At 69.3% G+C, this 18,670-nt stretch carries 22 protein-coding genes; 11 read left to right on the forward strand and 11 right to left on the reverse strand.

Translation table 11 applies throughout. The features are described 5' to 3' along the window. Window positions 1-7: 7 nt before the first annotated feature. Window positions 8-511: a hypothetical protein gene (locus tag ACPPVQ_RS16805; protein WP_426516270.1), complete on the reverse strand. Its 504-nt coding sequence runs from the start codon at window positions 509-511 to the stop codon at window positions 8-10. A gap of 89 nt (window positions 512-600) precedes the next feature. Here ACPPVQ_RS16805 and ACPPVQ_RS16810 point away from each other — a divergent pair, with 89 nt between their 5' ends. After that, the gene (locus ACPPVQ_RS16810) at window positions 601-1,467 is read left to right on the forward strand and encodes a spermidine synthase (protein WP_426516271.1); all 867 of its coding nucleotides are present in this window, start codon (window positions 601-603) and stop codon (window positions 1,465-1,467) included. A 32-nt stretch (window positions 1,468-1,499) separates the two neighbouring features. Here ACPPVQ_RS16810 and ACPPVQ_RS16815 read toward each other — a convergent pair whose 3' ends face one another. From ACPPVQ_RS16815 to ACPPVQ_RS16825, 3 genes are read right to left on the reverse strand one after another with little or no spacing between them, the layout of a single operon-like run. Continuing rightward, window positions 1,500-2,420, reverse strand: coding sequence for a biotin-dependent carboxyltransferase family protein (locus tag ACPPVQ_RS16815; RefSeq protein WP_426516272.1), 921 nt, complete (start codon window positions 2,418-2,420; stop codon window positions 1,500-1,502). Continuing rightward, the gene (gene pxpB, locus ACPPVQ_RS16820; protein WP_426516273.1) at window positions 2,417-3,037 is read right to left on the reverse strand and encodes a 5-oxoprolinase subunit PxpB; all 621 of its coding nucleotides are present in this window, start codon (window positions 3,035-3,037) and stop codon (window positions 2,417-2,419) included. The genes ACPPVQ_RS16815 and pxpB overlap by 4 nt, the downstream gene beginning before the upstream one ends. Further along, entirely contained in the window at window positions 3,034-3,807 is a 774-nt protein-coding gene (locus ACPPVQ_RS16825; RefSeq protein WP_426516274.1) for a LamB/YcsF family protein, read from the reverse strand. Before ACPPVQ_RS16825 ends, pxpB begins: the two co-directional genes overlap by 4 nt. Window positions 3,808-3,895: 88 nt before the next feature. On the opposite strand from ACPPVQ_RS16825, the gene ACPPVQ_RS16830 reads away from it, so the two are divergent. From ACPPVQ_RS16830 to ACPPVQ_RS16840, 3 genes are all read left to right on the forward strand, one after another. Beyond that, a complete protein-coding gene (locus ACPPVQ_RS16830) occupies window positions 3,896-5,092 on the forward strand; it encodes a PQQ-dependent sugar dehydrogenase (RefSeq protein ID WP_426516275.1) in 1,197 nt (398 codons plus the stop codon). Window positions 5,093-5,102: 10 nt separating this feature from the next. Then, on the forward strand, window positions 5,103-5,645 hold the full coding sequence (locus ACPPVQ_RS16835; protein WP_426516276.1) for a hypothetical protein: 543 nt from the start codon (window positions 5,103-5,105) through the stop codon (window positions 5,643-5,645). Between the two features lie 128 nt (window positions 5,646-5,773). Beyond that, on the forward strand, window positions 5,774-6,280 hold the full coding sequence (locus ACPPVQ_RS16840; protein ID WP_426516277.1) for a SprT-like domain-containing protein: 507 nt from the start codon (window positions 5,774-5,776) through the stop codon (window positions 6,278-6,280). A gap of 59 nt (window positions 6,281-6,339) precedes the next feature. Here ACPPVQ_RS16840 and ACPPVQ_RS16845 read toward each other — a convergent pair whose 3' ends face one another. From ACPPVQ_RS16845 to ACPPVQ_RS16860, 4 genes are all read right to left on the reverse strand, one after another. Further along, complete coding sequence (locus ACPPVQ_RS16845; protein ID WP_426516278.1) at window positions 6,340-6,810, reverse strand: hypothetical protein; 471 nt, start codon at window positions 6,808-6,810, stop codon at window positions 6,340-6,342. A gap of 84 nt (window positions 6,811-6,894) precedes the next feature. After that, on the reverse strand, window positions 6,895-7,200 hold the full coding sequence (locus ACPPVQ_RS16850; RefSeq protein ID WP_426516279.1) for a DUF427 domain-containing protein: 306 nt from the start codon (window positions 7,198-7,200) through the stop codon (window positions 6,895-6,897). A gap of 42 nt (window positions 7,201-7,242) precedes the next feature. After that, window positions 7,243-7,857, reverse strand: coding sequence for a 2-phosphosulfolactate phosphatase (locus ACPPVQ_RS16855; RefSeq protein ID WP_426516280.1), 615 nt, complete (start codon window positions 7,855-7,857; stop codon window positions 7,243-7,245). Then, complete coding sequence (locus ACPPVQ_RS16860; protein ID WP_426516281.1) at window positions 7,854-8,342, reverse strand: EVE domain-containing protein; 489 nt, start codon at window positions 8,340-8,342, stop codon at window positions 7,854-7,856. The genes ACPPVQ_RS16855 and ACPPVQ_RS16860 overlap by 4 nt, the downstream gene beginning before the upstream one ends. A 158-nt stretch (window positions 8,343-8,500) precedes the next feature. Here ACPPVQ_RS16860 and ACPPVQ_RS16865 point away from each other — a divergent pair, with 158 nt between their 5' ends. The 5 genes from ACPPVQ_RS16865 (at window position 8,501) to ACPPVQ_RS16885 (ending at window position 11,778) form a co-directional block, all read left to right on the forward strand. Then, window positions 8,501-8,917 (forward strand): YciI family protein, encoded by a 417-nt coding sequence (locus tag ACPPVQ_RS16865; protein WP_426516282.1) that lies wholly within the window; start codon window positions 8,501-8,503, stop codon window positions 8,915-8,917. Between the two features lie 10 nt (window positions 8,918-8,927). Then, a complete protein-coding gene (locus ACPPVQ_RS16870) occupies window positions 8,928-10,199 on the forward strand; it encodes an RNA polymerase sigma factor (protein ID WP_426516283.1) in 1,272 nt (423 codons plus the stop codon). A gap of 80 nt (window positions 10,200-10,279) precedes the next feature. Beyond that, window positions 10,280-10,789, forward strand: coding sequence for a hypothetical protein (locus tag ACPPVQ_RS16875; protein ID WP_426516284.1), 510 nt, complete (start codon window positions 10,280-10,282; stop codon window positions 10,787-10,789). Further along, on the forward strand, window positions 10,786-11,472 hold the full coding sequence (locus ACPPVQ_RS16880; RefSeq protein WP_426516285.1) for a DUF1684 domain-containing protein: 687 nt from the start codon (window positions 10,786-10,788) through the stop codon (window positions 11,470-11,472). The genes ACPPVQ_RS16875 and ACPPVQ_RS16880 overlap by 4 nt, the downstream gene beginning before the upstream one ends. Before the next feature lie 69 nt (window positions 11,473-11,541). After that, window positions 11,542-11,778 carry a type II toxin-antitoxin system Phd/YefM family antitoxin gene (locus ACPPVQ_RS16885; RefSeq protein WP_426516286.1) on the forward strand — a complete coding sequence of 79 codons (237 nt, stop codon included), beginning with the start codon at window positions 11,542-11,544 and terminating at the stop codon, window positions 11,776-11,778. Window positions 11,779-11,898: 120 nt separating this feature from the next. On the opposite strand, the gene ACPPVQ_RS16890 is transcribed toward ACPPVQ_RS16885, so the two are convergent. Then, the gene (locus ACPPVQ_RS16890) at window positions 11,899-14,178 is read right to left on the reverse strand and encodes a HelD family protein (protein WP_426516287.1); all 2,280 of its coding nucleotides are present in this window, start codon (window positions 14,176-14,178) and stop codon (window positions 11,899-11,901) included. A gap of 120 nt (window positions 14,179-14,298) precedes the next feature. Between ACPPVQ_RS16890 and ACPPVQ_RS16895 the strand changes: the two genes are divergently transcribed. Together ACPPVQ_RS16895 and ACPPVQ_RS16900 are read left to right on the forward strand one after the other, a co-directional pair. Next, entirely contained in the window at window positions 14,299-15,141 is an 843-nt protein-coding gene (locus tag ACPPVQ_RS16895) for an SDR family NAD(P)-dependent oxidoreductase (protein WP_426516288.1), read from the forward strand. A gap of 230 nt (window positions 15,142-15,371) precedes the next feature. Next, entirely contained in the window at window positions 15,372-17,030 is a 1,659-nt protein-coding gene (locus tag ACPPVQ_RS16900; RefSeq protein WP_426516289.1) for a DEAD/DEAH box helicase, read from the forward strand. A 110-nt stretch (window positions 17,031-17,140) separates the two neighbouring features. Here ACPPVQ_RS16900 and ACPPVQ_RS16905 read toward each other — a convergent pair whose 3' ends face one another. Together ACPPVQ_RS16905 and ACPPVQ_RS16910 are read right to left on the reverse strand one after the other, a co-directional pair. Next, the gene (locus ACPPVQ_RS16905; RefSeq protein ID WP_426516290.1) at window positions 17,141-17,737 is read right to left on the reverse strand and encodes a TetR/AcrR family transcriptional regulator; all 597 of its coding nucleotides are present in this window, start codon (window positions 17,735-17,737) and stop codon (window positions 17,141-17,143) included. After that, window positions 17,730-18,656, reverse strand: a complete 927-nt coding sequence (locus tag ACPPVQ_RS16910; RefSeq protein WP_426516291.1) for an alpha/beta fold hydrolase — start codon at window positions 18,654-18,656, stop codon at window positions 17,730-17,732. The genes ACPPVQ_RS16905 and ACPPVQ_RS16910 overlap by 8 nt, the downstream gene beginning before the upstream one ends. Between the last annotated feature and the right edge of the window lie 14 nt (window positions 18,657-18,670).

Genomic DNA, 18,670 nt, shown 5'->3' on the forward strand with positions numbered 1-18,670 from the left:
AGGACCATCATGCTGCGACAGCGGGCATCCGTTCGAGACGGTAGGCGAACACGGCGGTTCGCGCTGCACGGTTCGCGGCCACGAGCAGCACGATGATGCCGGTGGACGCGGCCAGGTGCGAGCCGGCCTGGGCGGCGAGCAGGTCGATGCCGACGCGGATGACGATGACCAGCACCCACAGGGCGAGGCCCCACCAGCCGGTGCGGGATTCCACGCTCGCGAGGTCGGCCTCTCGCGAATTCCCCACCGGACGGAACACCGCGAGCGCACCCATCCAGGCGCCGATGCCGAGCGAGATGGCGATCTCGACCACCAGCACGGCGAGGTCGAGTGCGGTCAGGTGGGCGGCATCCGTGGTCTGTATGAGAAGGACGACGCCGACGATCGCCATGATCGCCGGCACCCGCCACATGCGGGCGATCGAGACCGGGCGCCAGGTGAGCTGGCGGATGCCGATCCATCCGATGAGCACGATGATGAGGAGCACGTTGCCGATGGTCTGAAGTGTCATGTATCCAGCGTCGTGGGGGCGGTCGCGACCGGACACCATCCAGGGGTGGAGTTGCGGGTGGAGAAAGTCGGAGCGCGTAGGGTGGATCCGTGCCCGAGAACCCCTCCGTGATCCTGAAAGAGAGCGGCTTCCGGGCGGTCATCGAAGCCGACCGGTTCGTGCCGGGATCCTTCCAGCTCGTGGTCGACGGTACGCCGCAGTCGCACGTCAACCTGGACGATCCGAGCCAGCTCTTCTTCGAGTACGTGCAGCGGATGGGCAACGTCATCGACCTGATCGGCGAGCCCGGGCAGCCCATCACGGCCGTGCACCTCGGTGCCGGAGCGCTGACCCTCCCCCGGTATGTCGCGTACACGCGGCCGGGATCGCGGCAGCAGGTCGTCGAGCTGGAGAGCAACCTTGTCGATCTGGTACGCGAGCACCTTCCGCTGCCGCGCTACGCCCAGATCAGGGTGCGCCACGGCGACGCCCGCGAAGTCGTGGCGAAGCTGCCGGCAGGGCTGCGCGGCTCGGTCGACCTGCTGGTGATCGACATCTTCAGCGGTGCGCGCACGCCCGCGCACGTGACGAGCCTCGAGTTCTACCGCTCGGCCGTCGAGCTGCTCGCGCCCGACGGCATCGTGCTCGTGAACGTCGCCGACGGGCCGCCGCTAGCGTTCGCGCGCAGCCAGGTCGCGACGCTGGGGGCCGCAGTCGCGAACGTCGCTGCGCTCGCCGAGACACAGGTGCTCAAGGGTCGCCGGTTCGGCAATGTCGTGCTCGTGGGCTCGAATGCCGCGCTGCCGATGGACTGGCTGCCGCGCCTGCTGGCGGGGGGACCGCATCCGGCCAAGGCTGTGGCCGGCGCCGAACTGGCCACCTTCGCCGCAGGAGCGCCGGTCGTCACCGATGCGACCAGTGTTCCGTCGCCGCCTCCCGCGCGCAGCATCTTTCAGACCGGCACCCGGCGCGACTGAACCGCGACTGAACCCCGCTCGCGTCGCGCGTCTCACGCGTGGCGGAAGAGGATGCGCTGGCCGGGCCGCAGCTGCGCGAAGACGTCGAGTGAGCGGTCGGCGACGACCGCGATCACGGGGTAGCCTCCCGTCACCGGATGGTCGGCCAGCAGCACCGTCGGCAACCCGTCGGGCGAGACCTGCACCGCGCCGGCCACCATCGGCTCGCTCGGCAGCTCGCCTGCGATCCGGCGCTCGAGGATCACCGCCGGTTCGGGTGCACGCCCCGCCACGTGCGCCGCCCGACGCACCGGCTCGAGCCGCGTTCCGATGCGATTGGATGCGGCGCTCACCGCCCATTCCCGTTCGAAGAACGCGTCGACGGCGTCGTGGGTGAACCAGTCGGAGCGGGGTCCGGGGTGGGCGCGCACGGTGATGAGGGGGTCGCCGGGCGGTTCGACGGCAATGAAATCGAGTAGCGGGATCGGCCCCGCGGCCTCGATGCCGAGCGGGAGCCGGTCGCCCGCTGCGACAGGTGCGGGCCCGAGCGACGAGAGCAGGTCGGTCGAGCGGGAGCCGAGCACGGCATCCGACGCCACGCCCCCGCGCACCGCCAGGTAGAAGCGCACACCGCGCGTCGCCGACCCGATGCGCAGCACGGCACCTGCGCCGGCCGCGGTCGCGATGTTCGGGTCGACCGCCGTTCCGTCGAGGGTGATCGCACCCCACGCCCCAGTGACCGCGAACCAGCAGTCGGCCGGCAGTCTCGCGGTGAACCCGCCGAACAGGATCTCGAGGCCTGCGGCGCCCTCGTCGTTGCCCAGCAGGCGGTTGGCGAGGCGGAGCGCACCGCGATCGAGCGCGCCGCCCGATGTGACGCCGATGTCGGCGTGACCCGGCCGGCCGAGGTCTTCGACGAGCGTCAGGGGGCCAGGCTCGAGCACCTCGAGATACCCGGTCGTCGCGGCCGTCATCGCGCCTCGACGAACCGTACGCGGGTGCCGGGCGCGAGCAGCGCCGGACGCGGGGCGGACGGGTCCCAGAGCACCGCATCCGTCGAACCGATCAGTTGCCAGCCGCCGGGACTCGACCGCGGGTACACCCCGCTGAACTCGCCCGCCAAGCCGACGGACCCCGCGGGAACCGATGCTCGCGGGCCGGCGCGCCGCGGAACCCGCAGCCGGTCGTGGTCGGTCACCAGGTAGGCGAAGCCGGGCGCGAACCCGCAGAACGCGACGCGCCAGTCGGATGCGGTGTGCAGCGCGACGAGCTCGGCGCGGGTGATGCCCAGGATCGCTGCCACCTCATCCACATCGTCGCCGTCGTACCGCACCGGGATCTCGGTCGTACCCGGATCTCCGTCGCGAAGGTCGACGGGCGCCGCCTCCGACGCCCAGGCCGACGCGACAGAAAGAGGGAGCCGCACCGGATCGACGATGACCCCGATCGTGCGAGCGGCCGGGACGAGATCGACCACACCCTGCGGGCGCGTGCGATCGAGCGCGGCATAGAGGGCGATCACCTCGTCGAGGGAATCCAGCTCGATGAGGATGCCGTGGTCGCCCAGGGGCAGCACCCGGCGGCCGCTCATCGCGCGAACGCCTCGATCCGGATGCCCGCCGCCGTCAGCGCCGACCGCACCGCGTGTGCCATCCCGACCGCGCCGGACGTGTCACCGTGGACGCACAGCGAATCCACCTGCACCTCGATCACGGTTCCGTCGGCCGCCGCGACACGACCGGTCAGCACGAGGTCAACGGCCCGCGCGGCGATGGCGTCATCACCGGAGAGCAGGTCGCCGGGCCGGCCGCGCGGCACGAGCGAGCCGTCGGGGAGGTAGCCACGGTCGACGAATGCCTCGTGCACGAAAGCGAGGTCGCGGGCTCGTGCCCGGCGGGAGATCGACGAACCGGCGAGACCGAGCAGCGGCAGAGCAGGGTCGAAGTCCGCAACGGCGGTGGCCACGGCATCCGCCTGCTCGTCGTCGGAGACGATCCTGTTGTAGAGCGCGCCGTGCGGCTTGACGTATGCGACGCGCGTGCCCGCGACCCTGGCGATGCCGTCGAGGGCAGCCAGCTGATAAAGCACATCGGCGTACAGCTCGCGGGAGGGAACGTCCATCGCGCGGCGTCCGAAACCCGCCAGGTCGCGGTACGAGACGTGGGCGCCGACCGTGACACCGTTACGGGCCGCGGTCGTGCACGCGGCGAGCATGACGGATGCGTCACCTGCGTGGAACCCGCAGGCCACGTTGGCGCTCGACACGACAGAGAGCATCGCCTCGTCGTCACCCATGCGCCAGGCCCCGAACGACTCCCCGAGGTCGCTGTTGAGGTCGATGACGCGATTCACGATCCCCATTGTCGCGGTCGGATCCCATCGGGCATAGCGCCGTGCCCGGCGAAGCTTCAGACTGGGGAAGGAACAGGGGGCTGGAACGGTGAGGCCGATGGGGCACGACCGATCGCCGACGATGGCGCGATGCGCACGATGTGTCGCGGTGGTCGTCGCGTGTGCCGTGCTGCTGGCGGGGTGCACGCTGATCGCCCCGCAGCCTCCGGCCGGCTCCACATCGACGCGCACCCCGGCACCGTCGGCGACCGCACCGACGCAGACGCCCGCCGTCACCATCCCGTGGCAGCCCAGCGGCACGTCAGTGCTCGAAACCGGACTGCAGGTGCCGTGGTCGGTCGTGCCGCTGGCGAGTGGGTCCGCACTGATCAGCGAACGAGACAGCGCGACGGTGCTCGAACGGCTGCCGGACGGCGGAATACGGACGGTCGGCCCGGTGCCGGGAGTCGCAGCCTCCGGAGAGGGCGGCCTGCTGGGGCTTGCCGTGCCGCGGGTGCCCGAGATCGCGTTCAGCTGGCTGTACGCCTACGAGACGACGAACACCGACAACCGCGTCATCCGGATGCCGCTCAACGGCGTGAGCGGACGGTACAGCCTCGGCGAACCTCAGAACGTGATCACCGGCATCCCCCGGGCAGGCAACCATGACGGGGGTCGGCTCGCGTTCGGACCGGACGGGATGCTCTACATCACCACCGGGGACGCCGGAGACGACGCGAACGCCCAGAACCTTTCGTCGCTGGGGGGCAAGATCCTGCGGATCACGCCCGACGGCGACATTCCGGCGGACAACCCGTTCCCCGGCTCACCCGTGTACTCGTACGGGCACCGCAACGTGCAGGGCATCGCCTGGGACTCGCACGGCACGATGTGGGCCAGCGAGTTCGGGGCGAACACCTGGGACGAACTCAACATCATCAAGCCCGGCGGCGACTACGGCTGGCCGATCGTCGAAGGGATCGCCCACGACAGCCGGTTCACCGACCCGGTCTACCAGTGGCACACCGACCAGGCCAGCCCGAGCGGTATCGCGATCGTCGGGGACACCATCTTCATGGCGAGTCTCCGCGGCGAAAAGCTGTGGACGATCTGGTCGACGAACGGCCACGCACCGGTCACCGTGGCGCCGTACTTCGTCGGGACGTTCGGCCGGCTGCGCGCCGTCGTCGCGGTTGCCGACGGGCTCTGGATGCTCACCAACAACACCGACGGACGCGGAACTCCGCGCGCCGGCGACGACAAGCTGATCGCGGTCACCCTCGTGCCTGCCGCCGGAAACAAGCGACCGGGATAGTCTGGAACGGATGAGCATCATCCTCGGTTACGACCCTTCCACCCTTCGCGAGCGAGTCGACCTGCTCGCGGCGGGAACGCGTCTCGACGAGCTGGGCGAACTGCGCAGCCTCAGTGCGCTCAACGAGAAGACCGTGCTGTTACGGCTCGTGGGCAGGCTCGACGAAGCATGGCAGGTCGCCAACGAGGCAATCCGCCAGGCGCGCTTCACCGGTGACCGGGAACAGGTGCTCGGCGCGCGCATCCGCCGGGCCCAGGTGCTGCAATACCAGGGCAAGCTCGACGACGCCGTGACCGAGCTGTCCGGCTGTGTCGACGAGGCACGCACCCACGAGTGGACGGCGCTCGAAGCGTTCGCGGTCCAGAACCGCGGAAAGACCCATTTCGACCAGAAAGACTACGAGGCGGCGCTCGCCGATTTCACGGCGGCGGTATTCCTGCGCGAGAAGCTGGGCTCCTCGAAAGCCGACCTCGAAAGTTCGCTCATCGCGGTCGCGGTGGCGGAGTCCTTCCTCGACGAGCAGCGCCGGAACAGCGGAAATGCTGTGGATTGATCTGGATGCGTGTCGGCGGCGGCGCGTAGGATTCACGTCATGAAAGTGCAGGCCGACCATACGGAGCGGTCCTGCACGGTCTCGGAAGTCGGCGAACGGTCAGCTCATCACCCGCCAGGGCGGTTCTGATGGCAGACCTCGACCGCGTGCGCCGTTGGGCCAACGCACTCATAACCCTTCACCTCGACCCCGCGGTGTGGTCGTTCGACTTCGACAACGCGAAGACCAGGGCCGGTCTGTGCAACTACACGGCGAAGCGCATCACGGTCTCGCGTTACCTCGCCTCGCGGTATGACGACGACGAGATCCACCAGATCCTGCTGCACGAAGTCGCGCACGCAATGGCCGGATCGCGGGCGGGACACGGCCCGCGCTGGCGTGGCATCGCGGTCGGTCTGGGCTACGAGGGAAAGCGACTACACGGGGGTGCTATCGCGGACGACCTCGCTCCCTGGGTCGGCACCTGCCCCAAAGGCCACACGCACTACCGGTATCGCAAGCCCGCCAGGGCGCTGGCCTGCGGAGCGTGCTCGCGGCGGTTCGACGCGGCCAACCTGATCAGGTGGCAGCATCGGGAAGTCACGACGGCGCAGCGGCGCATGGCCGCGTCGGCGGCGAGCGAGCTCGCGGACTGAGCCGGGCGTCTGCGCGCACGGCGCGCCCGGGACGCGCGGTAGCCATGCTCCGGCCGGGCTCAGTGCACGAAAGCCTTGAGCAGGATGAGGGCGCCCCCGAGCGCTCCCGTGGCGACGGCTCCGAGCATCCGGGCCCAGAAGCGGGTGCTCCGCTCGCCGACTGCGAGATAGCCGAGCACGGTGAGGGTGAGCACCGACGCCCAGAGGGCGAGGTTCACCGCGAGGTTGTCCGGCACGAGCCCGAACACCCCGAGCAGAAGCAACGCCAAAGGCAGGATCATCGCCCAGAGGAGCCCGACCGAGCGGTGCAGGGCTTCACCGACCGCGTGGCCCGCACCCGAGATGTTGTTGGCGACAATCTCCGCATAGACGTGGGCGATCCAGAACACGACGACGGTTCCGAGCGTCGTGTAGAAGATCGGCCACGCCTCGGTCTTGTAGTTCGAGAACGCGTAGATCAGCCCGGCGACGAGCACTGTGCCGTAGACGGCTTCACCGGTGATCACCGCGGAGATCGTGAGGCGTTTCATGCCTCAATCCTGCCGGGGTCTCAGGCCGCGGGGCGACCGAACCGACGATCCGCCGTGCTCCCGCGAAGCATCAGATCGCGAGGACTAGTCCTCGACGACCTGCACGTCCTTCCAGAACGCGACGTAGTTGCTGTAGTCCTTGCCGACCCGCTCGAACGAGCTCGGGTACGGGGTCGGGTAGCTCCAGGCGCGATCCTGCAGCAGGCCGTCGCCGTTCTTCACGCTGAAGTACTGGCATTCGCCCTTCCAGGGACACGTGTACGGGGTGTCGCTCGCGACAAGGTGCTCGCTGTTGACGCTCGCCGGCGGGAAGTACCAGTTGCCTTCGATGCGGATGAGGTCGGCCTCGTTGGCCTCTGCGATGACGGTGCCGTTCAGAACTGCTTTCACGATATTTCCTCCTGCATGGGGGCAACGTTGCAGCAGTGCAGATCATTCCGCGGCGTCGGCCGTCCTGAGAACTGTCACAGAGTCGAACGCGTCCAGGCGCCCTGCCGCCGCAAGGGCAGCCCGGCTGACGCCCGCTGCGACGGCGGCCTGACCGGATGCGGATGCCGTGAGCAGGTGCGCGACAGCACCGCGCAGCCCGGTAAACGCTGCACACGCGGCCGCGGCCTCGGGCGAGATGAAGTCGATGCCCAGCCCTCCGAGCGCGTCGATGACCGCGCCGGCCCCGAGCAGGTCTTCGACGGCGAAACGCGTCCCTCCGCCTGACCGCGGGTCGCCGGCAGCGATGATCGAAACCATGGCACGCCGTCCGAGGCGCACCTGCTCGTCGAGAATCCAGCGCGCGGTCGCGGTCGCCGTGTCAAGGCCGCCCTCGATGATGGCGGCGCGGGCGGGAACGGATGCGGCGAGCGCGGTGGCGACCACCGGATGGTCGTCAGCCGGCGCGGCAAGCGGCGGGACCACATCCACCCAGACCACGACATCGGCGTCGCGGGCGACCGCGTGTGCGCCGGCGTACCCCCAGTCGAACCTGACCTGGTATCTGGCCTGTGCGTGCGGGTCGAACGAGGTCTGATCGGAGGGGACGGGCTCGGTCACCGGGCTATCGTAGCCCGGGCCCACGGCTGCTCGTCCGGCGACGGCCGGCGCATCTGGGCGCGGATGACCTCGAAGTCGTGGCGCGAGAGCTCGATCAGGCCGCGGCGAAGCTGGTAGCCCCAGTTCGGATCCTGACGCGTGAACTCGAGGACCGGCAGGAGTGGCCGGATCGGCGCCGCAACGGCCGCGTGGTCGAAGTCGACGCGACGGCGCCACGGATGGAAGTCGCCGTTCTGGCCGGTCATCATCGGGCCGTCGCCTGTCTGGTAGACGTCGCCGTCGGCGATGCGCCCGATCGCCGTGAACTCCTTCAGCGGCGCCCCGTCGGGGTACGACTCCCTCGGCGAGTAGTAGACGAACCCGTCGGCTTCGTTCATGCGAATCAGCGGGGCCTTCGCACCGTGATTGACCTGCGCGATGCCCTGTGCCACGCCCTGCAGCGCGTGGTCGCGCTGCACGACACCAAGCCAGAAGCGGATCGCCATGCTCCAGTTGTAGCGCATTCCCGCGACAGTCGCGGCAGACTGGGGTGCACGAGAATTCGCGCCCCCCTGTCGATCTGGAACGTCGCCGTTCGACGTAGAGGTGAAGGCCATTCCGGCCCGGCCCCAGCCAGACGGCACCAGAAGGAGATGAATCGACCATGAAATACATGATGATCCTGAACTCGGACGAGCAGATCGAATCGTCGGCGACGCCGAACGAAGAAGACCTGAACGCCATGGGGCGCTACAACGAGGAGCTGATCAAGGCCGGCGTCCTGCTCGCCGGCGAGGGACTGCACCCGAGCTCGGAAGGCGCACGGATCGAATACTCCGGTGACGAGCGCACCGTCATCGACGGTCCGTTCACAGAGACGAAAGAACTCATCGCCGGTTTCTGGATCATCCAGGCCGCGAACAAGGCGGAGGCGCTCGAGTGGGCGCGCCGCATCCCCCTCACGTCGGGCCGTGTCGAGGTGCGCCAGGTCTTCGACCTGAGCGAGTTCCCCCAGGACAACGAATACGTGCAGAAAGAGGCGCAGTGGCGCGAAGAACTCGGCGAATCCCGTACAGCATGAGGCGGATGCGATGAGCGACGTCGTCGACGCGCGTCACGCCGACGACGCACGACGCGCCGTCGAGGCGGTCTGGCGCATCGAATCGGCGAAGCTCATCGCTGTGCTCGCCCGAATGGTCGGCGACGTCGGAGTCGCCGAAGAACTCGCCCAGGATGCTCTGGTCGCCGCGCTCGAACAGTGGCCGTCGAGCGGAATCCCCCGCAACCCGGCCGCCTGGCTGACCTCGGTCGCGAAACGCCGTGCGATCGACGGATGGCGTCGCCAGGAACGTCTCGGCGACAAGTACGCCCAGCTCGCGCGCGACCTGGAGACGGAAGACGGGATCGGCGATCCGGCCCTGGTAGCCGAAGACGTTATCGAGGACGACCTCCTGCGCCTCGTCTTCGTCGCCTGCCACCCGGTGCTCACCAAGCCGTCCCGCGTCGCACTGACCCTCAAGCTGCTGGGGGGCCTGTCCACCGACGAGATCGCCCGGGCGTTCCTGGCACCGGCTTCGACGATCGCCCAGCGCATCGTGCGTGCCAAACGAACGCTGACGGCCGCGCGGGTGCCGTTCGAGGTTCCCGACAGGAGCGAGTTTCCGCAGCGGCTCGGCTCTGTGCTCGAGGTCATCTACCTGATCTTCAACGAGGGCTACTCGGCGACGATCGGGGACGACTGGATGCGGCCATCCCTCTGCCAGGAGGCGCTGCGGCTCGGCCGCGTGCTGGCGGAGCTCATGCCCCGTGAGCCTGAAGTGCATGGACTCGTCGCCCTGATGGAGTTCCAGGCGTCACGTCTCGGGGCCCGCACAACGGCGACGGGAGAGCCGGTGCTGCTGCAGGACCAGGACCGGGCGCGCTGGGACCGCATCCTGATCCGGAGGGGTGTCGCTGCCCTGGAGCGCTCGGAGAAGCTGGCGCGCGGCCGGGGACCCTATGCGCTCCAAGCCGCGATCGCCGCCTGTCATGCGACGGCGCCGACCGCCGCCGACACGGACTGGGAGGAGATCGTCGCGCTTTACAGCGCCCTCGCTCAGCTCACTCCGTCGGCGGTCATCGAGCTGAACCGTGCTGTCGCCCTGTCGATGGCGTACGGGCCGGCGGCCGGCCTCGAGGTCGTCGACCGGCTCGCCGTCGACGGTGTGCTGTCGTCGTATCACCTGCTGCCGAGCGTGCGCGCCGACCTGCTCGCGCGCCTCGGCCGCACGGCGGAGGCCCGCCTCGAGTTCGAGCGCGCCGCGGCTCTCACCGGTAACGAACGGGAACGGGCTCTCCTGCTGGAGCGCGCTGCGCAGCAGTAGCGGGGCGGTCCGGCTGGGCGCCACCTTCCGGTGCGCTGCGAATCGCGTGCCGCAGGAGCCCGCCGGGCGAGACTGGAGGCATGCGCGTGCTGCTGAAGCTCATCCTCGACTGCGACCCCGATGCCGCCTGGCGTGCCCTGCAGAGTCCGACGGCGTTTCGCGAGGTCTCGTTCCCGTGGGCGGATTTCTCCTCGCTCGAACCCGGCGGCTTCCCGACCGTCTGGAGTGCCGGGCCGCATCCTGTGCAGGTGCGGGCGCTGCGCGCGGTCAGCGTCGGCGAGCAGGAGATCGACATCAGCTTCCCCGGGTCGCCGACTCCCGGTGTGCGCATGGTGCGCGATACGGGCGGAGGACGCAGCGGAATCCTCGGCGTCGTACCGAGCCTCGATCACCGGATGGCCGTCTCCGCCGACCCGGCCGGCCCCGATTCGGAGGGCCGCATCCGCACGCTCTACCGCGACCAGCTGATCGTCAGGGCGGGTCTGCTCACCCCTGCCGCGTGGTACGCGCTATGGGCTTTCTGGCAGTGGCGCGGCATCCGCCTCCGCCAACTTGCCCCGAGTTGGGCGTACGATCCGGAAGCATCATGAGCGAATCAGCACTCGCGTTCAGCGGCACGAGCGATCCGGAGCCGCCGCCGCCCAGCCGCGCGGTCACGGCCGTGCAGACCGCAGACTGGCGCGCCCGGGTGTTCGCGATGTACGCCTCCGTGCGGCGCATCGCCGCAACCGACCCCGCTGCAGCGCATGCGCACTGGCGTTCCACCCGGGACGAGCTGTTCGGTTCCCACCCCGCCACCCCGCTCCTGGCCGAGGACCGCACCGACTTCACCGGCCTGCCCGTCACCGCATACGACCCGGAGTGGCGGTTCGAACTGGAGATCCACCCGCCTCTCGAACCGCGGCGGATGGATGTGGAGACCGGCACCGACGGGATCGTCCCGTTCGAGCTGCTGGGCACCGTGCGCGTACCGTTCGCCGGTTCATTGGATGTGTGGCGCCTCACCTCGTACGGCGGCGGCATCTTCGTGCCGGTGAAGGATGCTCTGGCGGGCCGCCCGGGCGGAACGTACGGCGGCGGCCGCTACCTGATCGACACGATCAAGGGGGCCGACCTCGGAGCGGACGCGTCGGACGGCGACGCCGGCCTCGTACTCGACTTCAACTTCGCGTACAACCCGAGTTGCGCATACGACCCGGAGTGGGCGTGCCCCCTCGCGCAGGCGGGCAACACGCTCGCCGCGGAAGTACCGGTCGGCGAGCGGTACCACTAGTCGCAGTTCCCTTTCCACAGCACTGATGGACACTGCCCCATCGTGTATCACAGGTGACAAGGTAGAACGATGGAGAAGTCAAGTGTTCGTGAGTTGCGCAATCACGGTGGAGACATCCCGAGCCGGGTACAGCGTGGGGAAAGCCTGACGGTTACGCGCGATGGCGCAGAAGTTGCAGAACTGATTCCCCTCCCGAAGCCACCGCAGCAGATTTCGATACTGATCGATCGTCGCCGGCTGATCCCTCGAGTCGATCCTTCGGCGCTACGGGCGGGCATCGACACGCTGATCGACCAGAGCATGTGACGATGCCGGCAGTTGGCCTGCTCGACACTTCGAGGCTCATCCTGCTCGCCCAGGTGGCCGATCCGTCCTCGACCTCCATTCCGTCGCGGTCAAGCTCTAACGGGCCCGTCGCCGTCGGTTTCAGGCAGCGACTGCGGCCGGGCGCACCATCGTCAGGCGTTGTGTCGGGCGCGTCATTGCCACGTAGAGCGCGGCGGCACCCCGTGGCGACTCGGCGACGAGTCCGTCGGGATCGGCGAGTACGACCGAATCGAACTCCAGCCCTTTCGCCTCGAACGCAGTGAGGACGGCGATCGGTTTCAGCAGGCCTGCGGCCCCTCGTCCTGCGAAACCGTCGAAACGCCGTGTCAGCTCGGCGGACATCTGTTCGACGATCGCGGTCGGCGCGATGACGGCCAGGGTCCCCTCGGAGTTCACGTCCCGATCGCGGGCTACAGCATCCGCGACCGCTTCGGCCAGGGCGCGCACCTCATCCGACGGCTCAGCCGCCACCTCGAGCGTCAAGATCGGCCAGTCGCCTTCGCGCACCGCCCGGGCCGGCGTGATGGGCAGACCGTGCTCGACGGCGAACCGCTCCGCCTCGCGCGCGATCTGCGCCGGCGTGCGGTAGTTGACCGTGAGCTCCTCGAGGCGCCAGTTCTCACGGAAGTAGGGGGCCAGAGCCGACTCCCAGCTCGTCGCACCGGCTGCCGAAGCAACCTGGGCGACGTCGCCGACGATCGTGAACGACCGCATCGGACAGCGCCGCACGAGCAGTCGCCACTGCATCGGCGACAGTTCCTGGGCTTCATCGACGACGACGTGGCCGTACGTCCAGGTGCGGTCGGAGGCGGCGCGTTCGGCCGTCGTTCCCCGGTCCTCCTGCTCCGCGAACCCGTCGGCGAGCTGCTCCGCGGTGACGAGGCCCTCCACGCCCATGTTGCGGATCGCAGCACGCGCGTTGTCGAGGTCGCGCTTGCGCTGGCGATCCCGCTCACGCGCGCCGGCATCCGGCTTGCCGGGGAACGCCCCGAGCAGCTCCGCCGCCTCGTCGAGCAGGGGGATGTCGCTCACCGTGAACGGAGCGGTGCGCTCGCGCTGCAGCAGTGCGCGTTGCGCCGCCGTCCACCGGGTCGTCAGTTCGGCGAGCCACGCCGGGCGTGCGAACAGATCCTGCACGAGCTTCTCGGGTGTGAGCGGGAGCCAGGCCGTGTTGAGCAGCACCCTCACGTCGTACGAGGTGCGCAGATCCTCCCGCAGCGCAGCGACGTCGTCGTCATCGATCGTCGCCCCGCCCGCCCGGAGCTGGGCGGCGAGCTGCTCCGTCAGCTCCATGAGTGCGTGCTTGACGAACGTGACGCGGGCGACGTTGTGCGGTTTCCCTCCACGCTGGGCGCGGGCGATCGCGCGGGCGATCACCTCGGGCTGCACCTCGAGCCGAACCCCCTCGACGTCAACGGTCTGCGCCGACTCCGGGACGCGCTGGCGGGAACGCACGGCCCGGGACAGCAGCCGGGCCATCTGGGCCGAACCCTTCAGGCGAGCGACATCAGGCGAATCGTCGTCGACGGCCTCGACACCCGGGTACAGCTCGCCGAGGCTCTGCATCACCACACCGGTCTCGCCGAGCGAAGGGAGCACGGCTTCGATGTAGCGCAGGAACGCGGTCGACGGACCGACGACGAGAACACCGGCCGAGCTGAGGCGCTGCCGGTTCGTGTAGAGCAGGTAGGCGGCCCGGTGCAGCGCGACCGCGGTCTTGCCGGTTCCGGGCCCGCCCTGCACCACGAGGGCGCCACGCAGATCGGAGCGGATGATGCGGTCCTGTTCGGCCTGGATGGTCGCCACGATGTCGTGCATGCGCCCGGTGCGCTGGGCCGTGAGTGCTGCGAGCAGGGCGCCTTCGCCCTGCACGACCTCACCGTCGGCCGTCGCGGCTCCGCCGGCGTGCGCGCTCGCCTCGAGCAACGTCTCGTCGAACACCTCGTCGTCGATGCGGAGCACCTCGCGCTGGCGCATGGTCAGGTGGCGGCGCGCGCGCACCCCCTGTGGCTCGGCGGCCGTCGCCTGGTAGAACGCGCTCGCCTGGGGGGCACGCCAGTCGACCAGCAGGGAGCGCTGGTCGTCGTCGCGCAGCCCGATCCTGCCAATGTAGCGGTGGGCCGGATCGTCATCCGACCCTGAACCGTGGAGGAGAAGCCTGCCGAAAACCAGGCGCGAGTCGACCTCACGCAGCTGGGCGAGCTGGTCCTCATAGAGTGCGGCGAACGCGTCGCGTTCACTCCGCGCCTGATGATTGCTGCCCACACTCTCGCGACGCACATCCGTGAGCCGCCGGCCCGTCTCCGCCCGCAGAGCGTCCAGCCGCTCATAGAGTGCCGCGACCACCGCACGCTCGCGTTCGAGTTCCGATTCCTGCACGCACACCCCATTCGATACGGGCCGATAGTCTACGTCCTCCAGCCGTGCCTGAACCGTGAACCACGCGGCGTAGGATGCTGCGATCGTGCTCCACCGCGGAGCGCCCGAGGGGAGCCACGCATGGTCCAGCCGATTCTGCTCATCACGGGAACGTCGACCGGCATCGGCCTCGCGACCGCTGTCGCTGCGGCGCGTGCAGGCTTCCGCGTCGTGGCGACGATGCGCGACACGGCGAAGGGCGGGCTTCTGCACGCCGCGGCCCGGGAGGCGGAGGTGGAGGTGGACATCCGCACCCTCGACGTGACCGACCCTGCGTCGGTCACTGCCTGTGTCAGCGCCGTGATGACGCAGTACGGCCGGCTCGACGCGGTCGTCAACAACGCCGGGGCCGGGCACCTGGGCACGATCGAAGGAGAAACCCTCGACGACGTGCGCGCCGTGATGGACGTCAACTTCTTCGGCGTCGTCACCGTGACCAAAGCAGCGCTCCCCCACCTGCGGGAGACGGGTGGGCGACTGGTGACCATCAGCAGTGTGGGCGGCGTCGTCGGCCAGCCCTTCAACGAGGCGTACTGCGCCGCGAAATTCGCGGTCGAAGGCTTCATGGAAAGCCTCACCCCGGTCGCCGCGACCGCCGGGGTGCCCGTGACCATCGTCGAGCCGGGCGCGGTCACCACCGAGTTCGTGGCGAACGTCGGCGTCGACCTCCCGGCCATGCTCGAGGCGGTCGGGCCGTACGGCCCGGCGCTGCAGGCGTACCTCGCACGCACGGCCGCAGCGTTCGATCCGTCACGGGCGCAGACCCCGGATGCGGTGGCCACGGTGATCGTCGATCTGCTGCTCGCGGAACACCCGCCGGCGCGGCTGCAGACGTCGGAGACCGCCCGGCAATTCGTCGGCGCGAAGCTCGCCGACCTGGACGGATCGGCCGTGCAGTCACTGACGGCGCGCTGGGTCCGCTAGACTGGGAGGACTTGCGAGTCCACGATGGACTCCCTGCGTCGTAGAACGCACCTCTTCACGCACGCGCTGGACCGAACAAACCGGGTCCCGCTTGCCGCTGTCGAAACTTTCTTACGGCGAACGATCGTGCCGCCGGCACCTTCGCCATTGATCCCATCGAGCACCGCCGAGCGCTGCATGCAGTCGTGATGTGCGCCTCCGTGGGATTCCGATGCCCGAAAGGCACCAATTTGTCTCACAATACTTTTGCTTCACTCGGCGTACCTGCGCCGCTCGTCGCTGCACTCACTGCAGACGGCAAGACCGAACCGTTCCCCATCCAGGTCGACACCCTCCCCGACACCCTCGCCGGGCGCGACGTGCTCGGACGCGGAAAGACCGGCTCGGGCAAGACCCTCGCCTTCGCACTGCCGATGGTCGCGCGCCTCGGTGGCGCCCTCGCCGGCGGTCGCCGTCGCCCGGGCCGTCCGCTCGGACTCGTGCTCGCACCGACCCGCGAGCTCGCCACCCAGATCTCCGCAACCCTCGCCCCGCTCGCCGAGGCCTACGGCCTCAAGACGACCACCATCTTCGGCGGCGTCTCGCAGCAGCGCCAGGTCGCCGCACTCAAAGACGGCGTCGACATCGTCGTGGCCTGCCCCGGTCGCCTCGAAGACCTCATGAAGCAGGGCTTCGTGACCCTCGACGCCGTCGAGATCACCGTGCTCGACGAGGCCGACCACATGGCCGACCTCGGCTTCCTGCCGGTCGTCACGCGCATCCTCGACAAGACGCCGAACAGCGGCCAGCGGTTGCTGTTCTCGGCAACCCTGGACAACGGTGTGGACAAGATCGTGAAGCGGTTCCTCCACAACGAGGTGCTGCACTCGGTCGACGAGGTGACCAGCCACGTCGAAGCGATGACCCACCACGTGTTCGAGGTCGACGGCGTCGAAGCCAAGCGGGTTCTCGTGCAGAAGCTCGCCTCGGGTACCGGGCGACGCATCCTGTTCATGCGCACGAAGCACCACGCGAAGAAGCTGGCCAAGCAGCTGACGGATGCGGGCATCCCCTCCGTCGACCTGCACGGCAACCTCTCGCAGGTCGCCCGTGATCGCAACCTCGCGGCGTTCGGCGCCGGCGATGTGCGTGTTCTCGTCGCCACCGACGTCGCTGCCCGTGGCGTTCACGTGGACAACGTCGAACTCGTCGTGCACGTCGACCCGCCGATGGAGCACAAGGCGTACCTGCACCGTTCGGGCCGCACGGCTCGCGCCGGCAGCGCCGGAGACGTCGTCACGGTTGTGCTGCCGACCCAGCGCTCAGACGTGAAAACGCTGCTGCGCAAGGCCGCGATCAGCGCCGCACCGCAGGTCGTCCATGCCGATTCAGCTGCAGTGAACGCCCTCGTCGGCGAGATCGCTGCATACGTCAAGCCGGTTCCGCGTGAGGCCCAGCCGCAGCGTGGACAGTCGCAGGGCGGACGCTCGCAGGGTGCGAACGCCCAGCGCAAGCGTGCCAACCGCGACGGTCGCGACGGTGAGGGTCGTAGCGCGCAGGGCCGCGGCCAGGGTCGCGATGGCCAGGCACGTGACGGCCAGTCGCGTGACGGCCAGGGTCGTGACGGCCAGGGTCGTGACGGCCAGAACCGTGGACAGGGCCGTGGTCAGCAGGCGCGCGGCGGCTCCTCGGATGCCGTCGGCGGCAACACGCGCCGCGACCGTTCGGGCCGTCCGTCTTCACACGGTGCCGGGTCGGGATCCTCGCAGGGCGGCGCCTCGCACGGCTCCGCACAGGGCGGCTCACACGCCGGGGGTCGTTCGGGCGGTCGCCCGGCCGGCCTGAAGGTGGGCAGCCTCGTCGGTGGCAGCACCAGCCGCGGCCAGGGCTCACGCCGCGCCCGCGGCTAGCCAGCGTCTCGCCGGCTCATGCCGGCGCTCCACGAGCACAGGAAAGGTCACCCTATTCTTCGAGAATGGGGTGACTTTTCCTGTGCTCGGCGCCGTTCGCGGGCTGAGGGTCAGGGCTGGGGCGCGGGGGCGAGGCGCGCGATTCCGGCGATGAGCGCATCGACGAGGAGGGCGAAACTCCGGTCGAGGTCGTCCGGCAGGCCGAAACCGCCGCCGAGTTCGAGCACGACGAAACCGTGGATGCCGCTCCGCAGCACCCGGATCGCATCGGTCGTCAAGTCGGCGGGCAGCTCGAACCCGCGGAGTGCGCCCGCGAGCACCGCCACGGTCTCGGCGCCACGGGACGCGAGTTCCGCATCCGCCGGATCGGAGAGATTCGCGGCTACCTGCGAGGCTGCGTAGCGGCCGGGATGTGCGTGCGCGAAGCTGCGCAGCGCATCCGCCGCCGCGCGCAGCGCCTCCGAACCGGCCCGGCCGATGGTTGCGGCAGCGAGCACGCGGGTGAGTTCGGTGACCGATTCGGTTGCGACCAGCCGACGAAGATCGGCGAGGGACCCGACGTGCTTGTACAGGCTCGGCACGGCGACACCCGCCCTGGAGGCGACGGCCGCCAGGGTGAGGGTGTCGAACCCGGTCGTGCCTCCGGCATCCACGAGCTCGAGCGCAACCTCGGTGACTGCTGTCCGGTTCAGACCGGCTCTAGGCACGAGCCACCCACGCTTCCACCACCGACGAACCCTGCGGGGGCACGCTCGTCCCGCCGCTCTCGCTCGCCGCGCCGTTCGCTCCTTCTCCACGCTTGCGAAGCGACTCGACGAACGCGACGGTTCCGGGAACCGTGATGTCCGGACGCTGGGCCTGGGTGTAGTGACCGGCAGCGGGAACGAGAACCGTCTCAGCGCCGAGGCTCGCGATCCATTGGCGCTCGGCCTCGGGGTCCGCAAAGTCCGGATCCTGGTCGCCGACGAACGCCAGCATCGGTGCGTGGACCTCGGGCAGGCGAGCCTCGACCGGAGCGTGGGTCAGCTGGATCGTCAGCTGGCGGAACGAACGCATCCGCCCCGGCTCCTTCAGATTCGCACGGATGGCCGCCGCGTGCTCGTCGAGCCACGGCGCTTTGGTGCCCTTGTTGAGTCCCTTGTAGTACGACGCCCAGAAGCCCGCACCCCACGGCTTGACGAAGAGCAGCCGGTAGAGACCGTGGAGGGATGCGGTGGCGAAAGCGGATGCCTTCGGGTTGCGCAGGAATCCGCCGTAGAGCACGATCCCGGCGATGGCGTCAGGACGTTCGGCTGCAGCCCAGGCGGCAGCTCCTCCGCCCATCGAGTTGCCAAGCACGACAGCCGGGCCGCCGAGTTCGTCGATGATTGCGATCAGGTCCTGGCCGGTGACGACATCGCCGTGCGTGCGGAAGGTCGTGTCGCTGTCGCCGTGGCCACGCAGGTCCATGAGCGCAACGCGGTAGCCCGCGTCGACGAGCGGTGCGACGAATTCACGGAAGGTCGTGCGGAGGTCACCCATGCCGGGGACGGCGACGACGAGCGGCCCTGATCCCTGGACCGTGTAGGCGATGCGTCCTTCCGGGCGCTGGATGAAGCGGACATCCTGAGCGATTGAAGTGTTCATAGCCCTAAAGCTAA

The sequence above is a fragment of the Leifsonia sp. McL0618 genome (assembly GCF_049994905.1).
Classification (GTDB): Bacteria; Actinomycetota; Actinomycetes; order Actinomycetales; family Microbacteriaceae; genus Diaminobutyricibacter.

What these genes read in the sequence shown, in the direction of transcription:
- ACPPVQ_RS16805 (WP_426516270.1), bottom strand. Translation starts at nt 511, where the DNA reads ATGACACTTCAGACCATCGGCAACGTGCTCCTCATCATCGTGCTCATC.
- ACPPVQ_RS16815 (WP_426516272.1), bottom strand. Translation starts at nt 2,420, where the DNA reads ATGACGGCCGCGACGACCGGGTATCTCGAGGTGCTCGAGCCTGGCCCC.
- pxpB (WP_426516273.1), bottom strand. Translation starts at nt 3,037, where the DNA reads ATGAGCGGCCGCCGGGTGCTGCCCCTGGGCGACCACGGCATCCTCATC.
- ACPPVQ_RS16825 (WP_426516274.1), bottom strand. Translation starts at nt 3,807, where the DNA reads ATGGGGATCGTGAATCGCGTCATCGACCTCAACAGCGACCTCGGGGAG.
- ACPPVQ_RS16830 (WP_426516275.1), top strand. Translation starts at nt 3,896, where the DNA reads ATGGGGCACGACCGATCGCCGACGATGGCGCGATGCGCACGATGTGTC.
- ACPPVQ_RS16835 (WP_426516276.1), top strand. Translation starts at nt 5,103, where the DNA reads ATGAGCATCATCCTCGGTTACGACCCTTCCACCCTTCGCGAGCGAGTC.
- ACPPVQ_RS16840 (WP_426516277.1), top strand. Translation starts at nt 5,774, where the DNA reads ATGGCAGACCTCGACCGCGTGCGCCGTTGGGCCAACGCACTCATAACC.
- ACPPVQ_RS16845 (WP_426516278.1), bottom strand. Translation starts at nt 6,810, where the DNA reads ATGAAACGCCTCACGATCTCCGCGGTGATCACCGGTGAAGCCGTCTAC.
- ACPPVQ_RS16860 (WP_426516281.1), bottom strand. Translation starts at nt 8,342, where the DNA reads ATGGCGATCCGCTTCTGGCTTGGTGTCGTGCAGCGCGACCACGCGCTG.
- ACPPVQ_RS16865 (WP_426516282.1), top strand. Translation starts at nt 8,501, where the DNA reads ATGAAATACATGATGATCCTGAACTCGGACGAGCAGATCGAATCGTCG.
- ACPPVQ_RS16870 (WP_426516283.1), top strand. Translation starts at nt 8,928, where the DNA reads ATGAGCGACGTCGTCGACGCGCGTCACGCCGACGACGCACGACGCGCC.
- ACPPVQ_RS16875 (WP_426516284.1), top strand. Translation starts at nt 10,280, where the DNA reads ATGCGCGTGCTGCTGAAGCTCATCCTCGACTGCGACCCCGATGCCGCC.
- ACPPVQ_RS16880 (WP_426516285.1), top strand. Translation starts at nt 10,786, where the DNA reads ATGAGCGAATCAGCACTCGCGTTCAGCGGCACGAGCGATCCGGAGCCG.
- ACPPVQ_RS16885 (WP_426516286.1), top strand. Translation starts at nt 11,542, where the DNA reads ATGGAGAAGTCAAGTGTTCGTGAGTTGCGCAATCACGGTGGAGACATC.
- ACPPVQ_RS16895 (WP_426516288.1), top strand. Translation starts at nt 14,299, where the DNA reads ATGGTCCAGCCGATTCTGCTCATCACGGGAACGTCGACCGGCATCGGC.
- ACPPVQ_RS16910 (WP_426516291.1), bottom strand. Translation starts at nt 18,656, where the DNA reads ATGAACACTTCAATCGCTCAGGATGTCCGCTTCATCCAGCGCCCGGAA.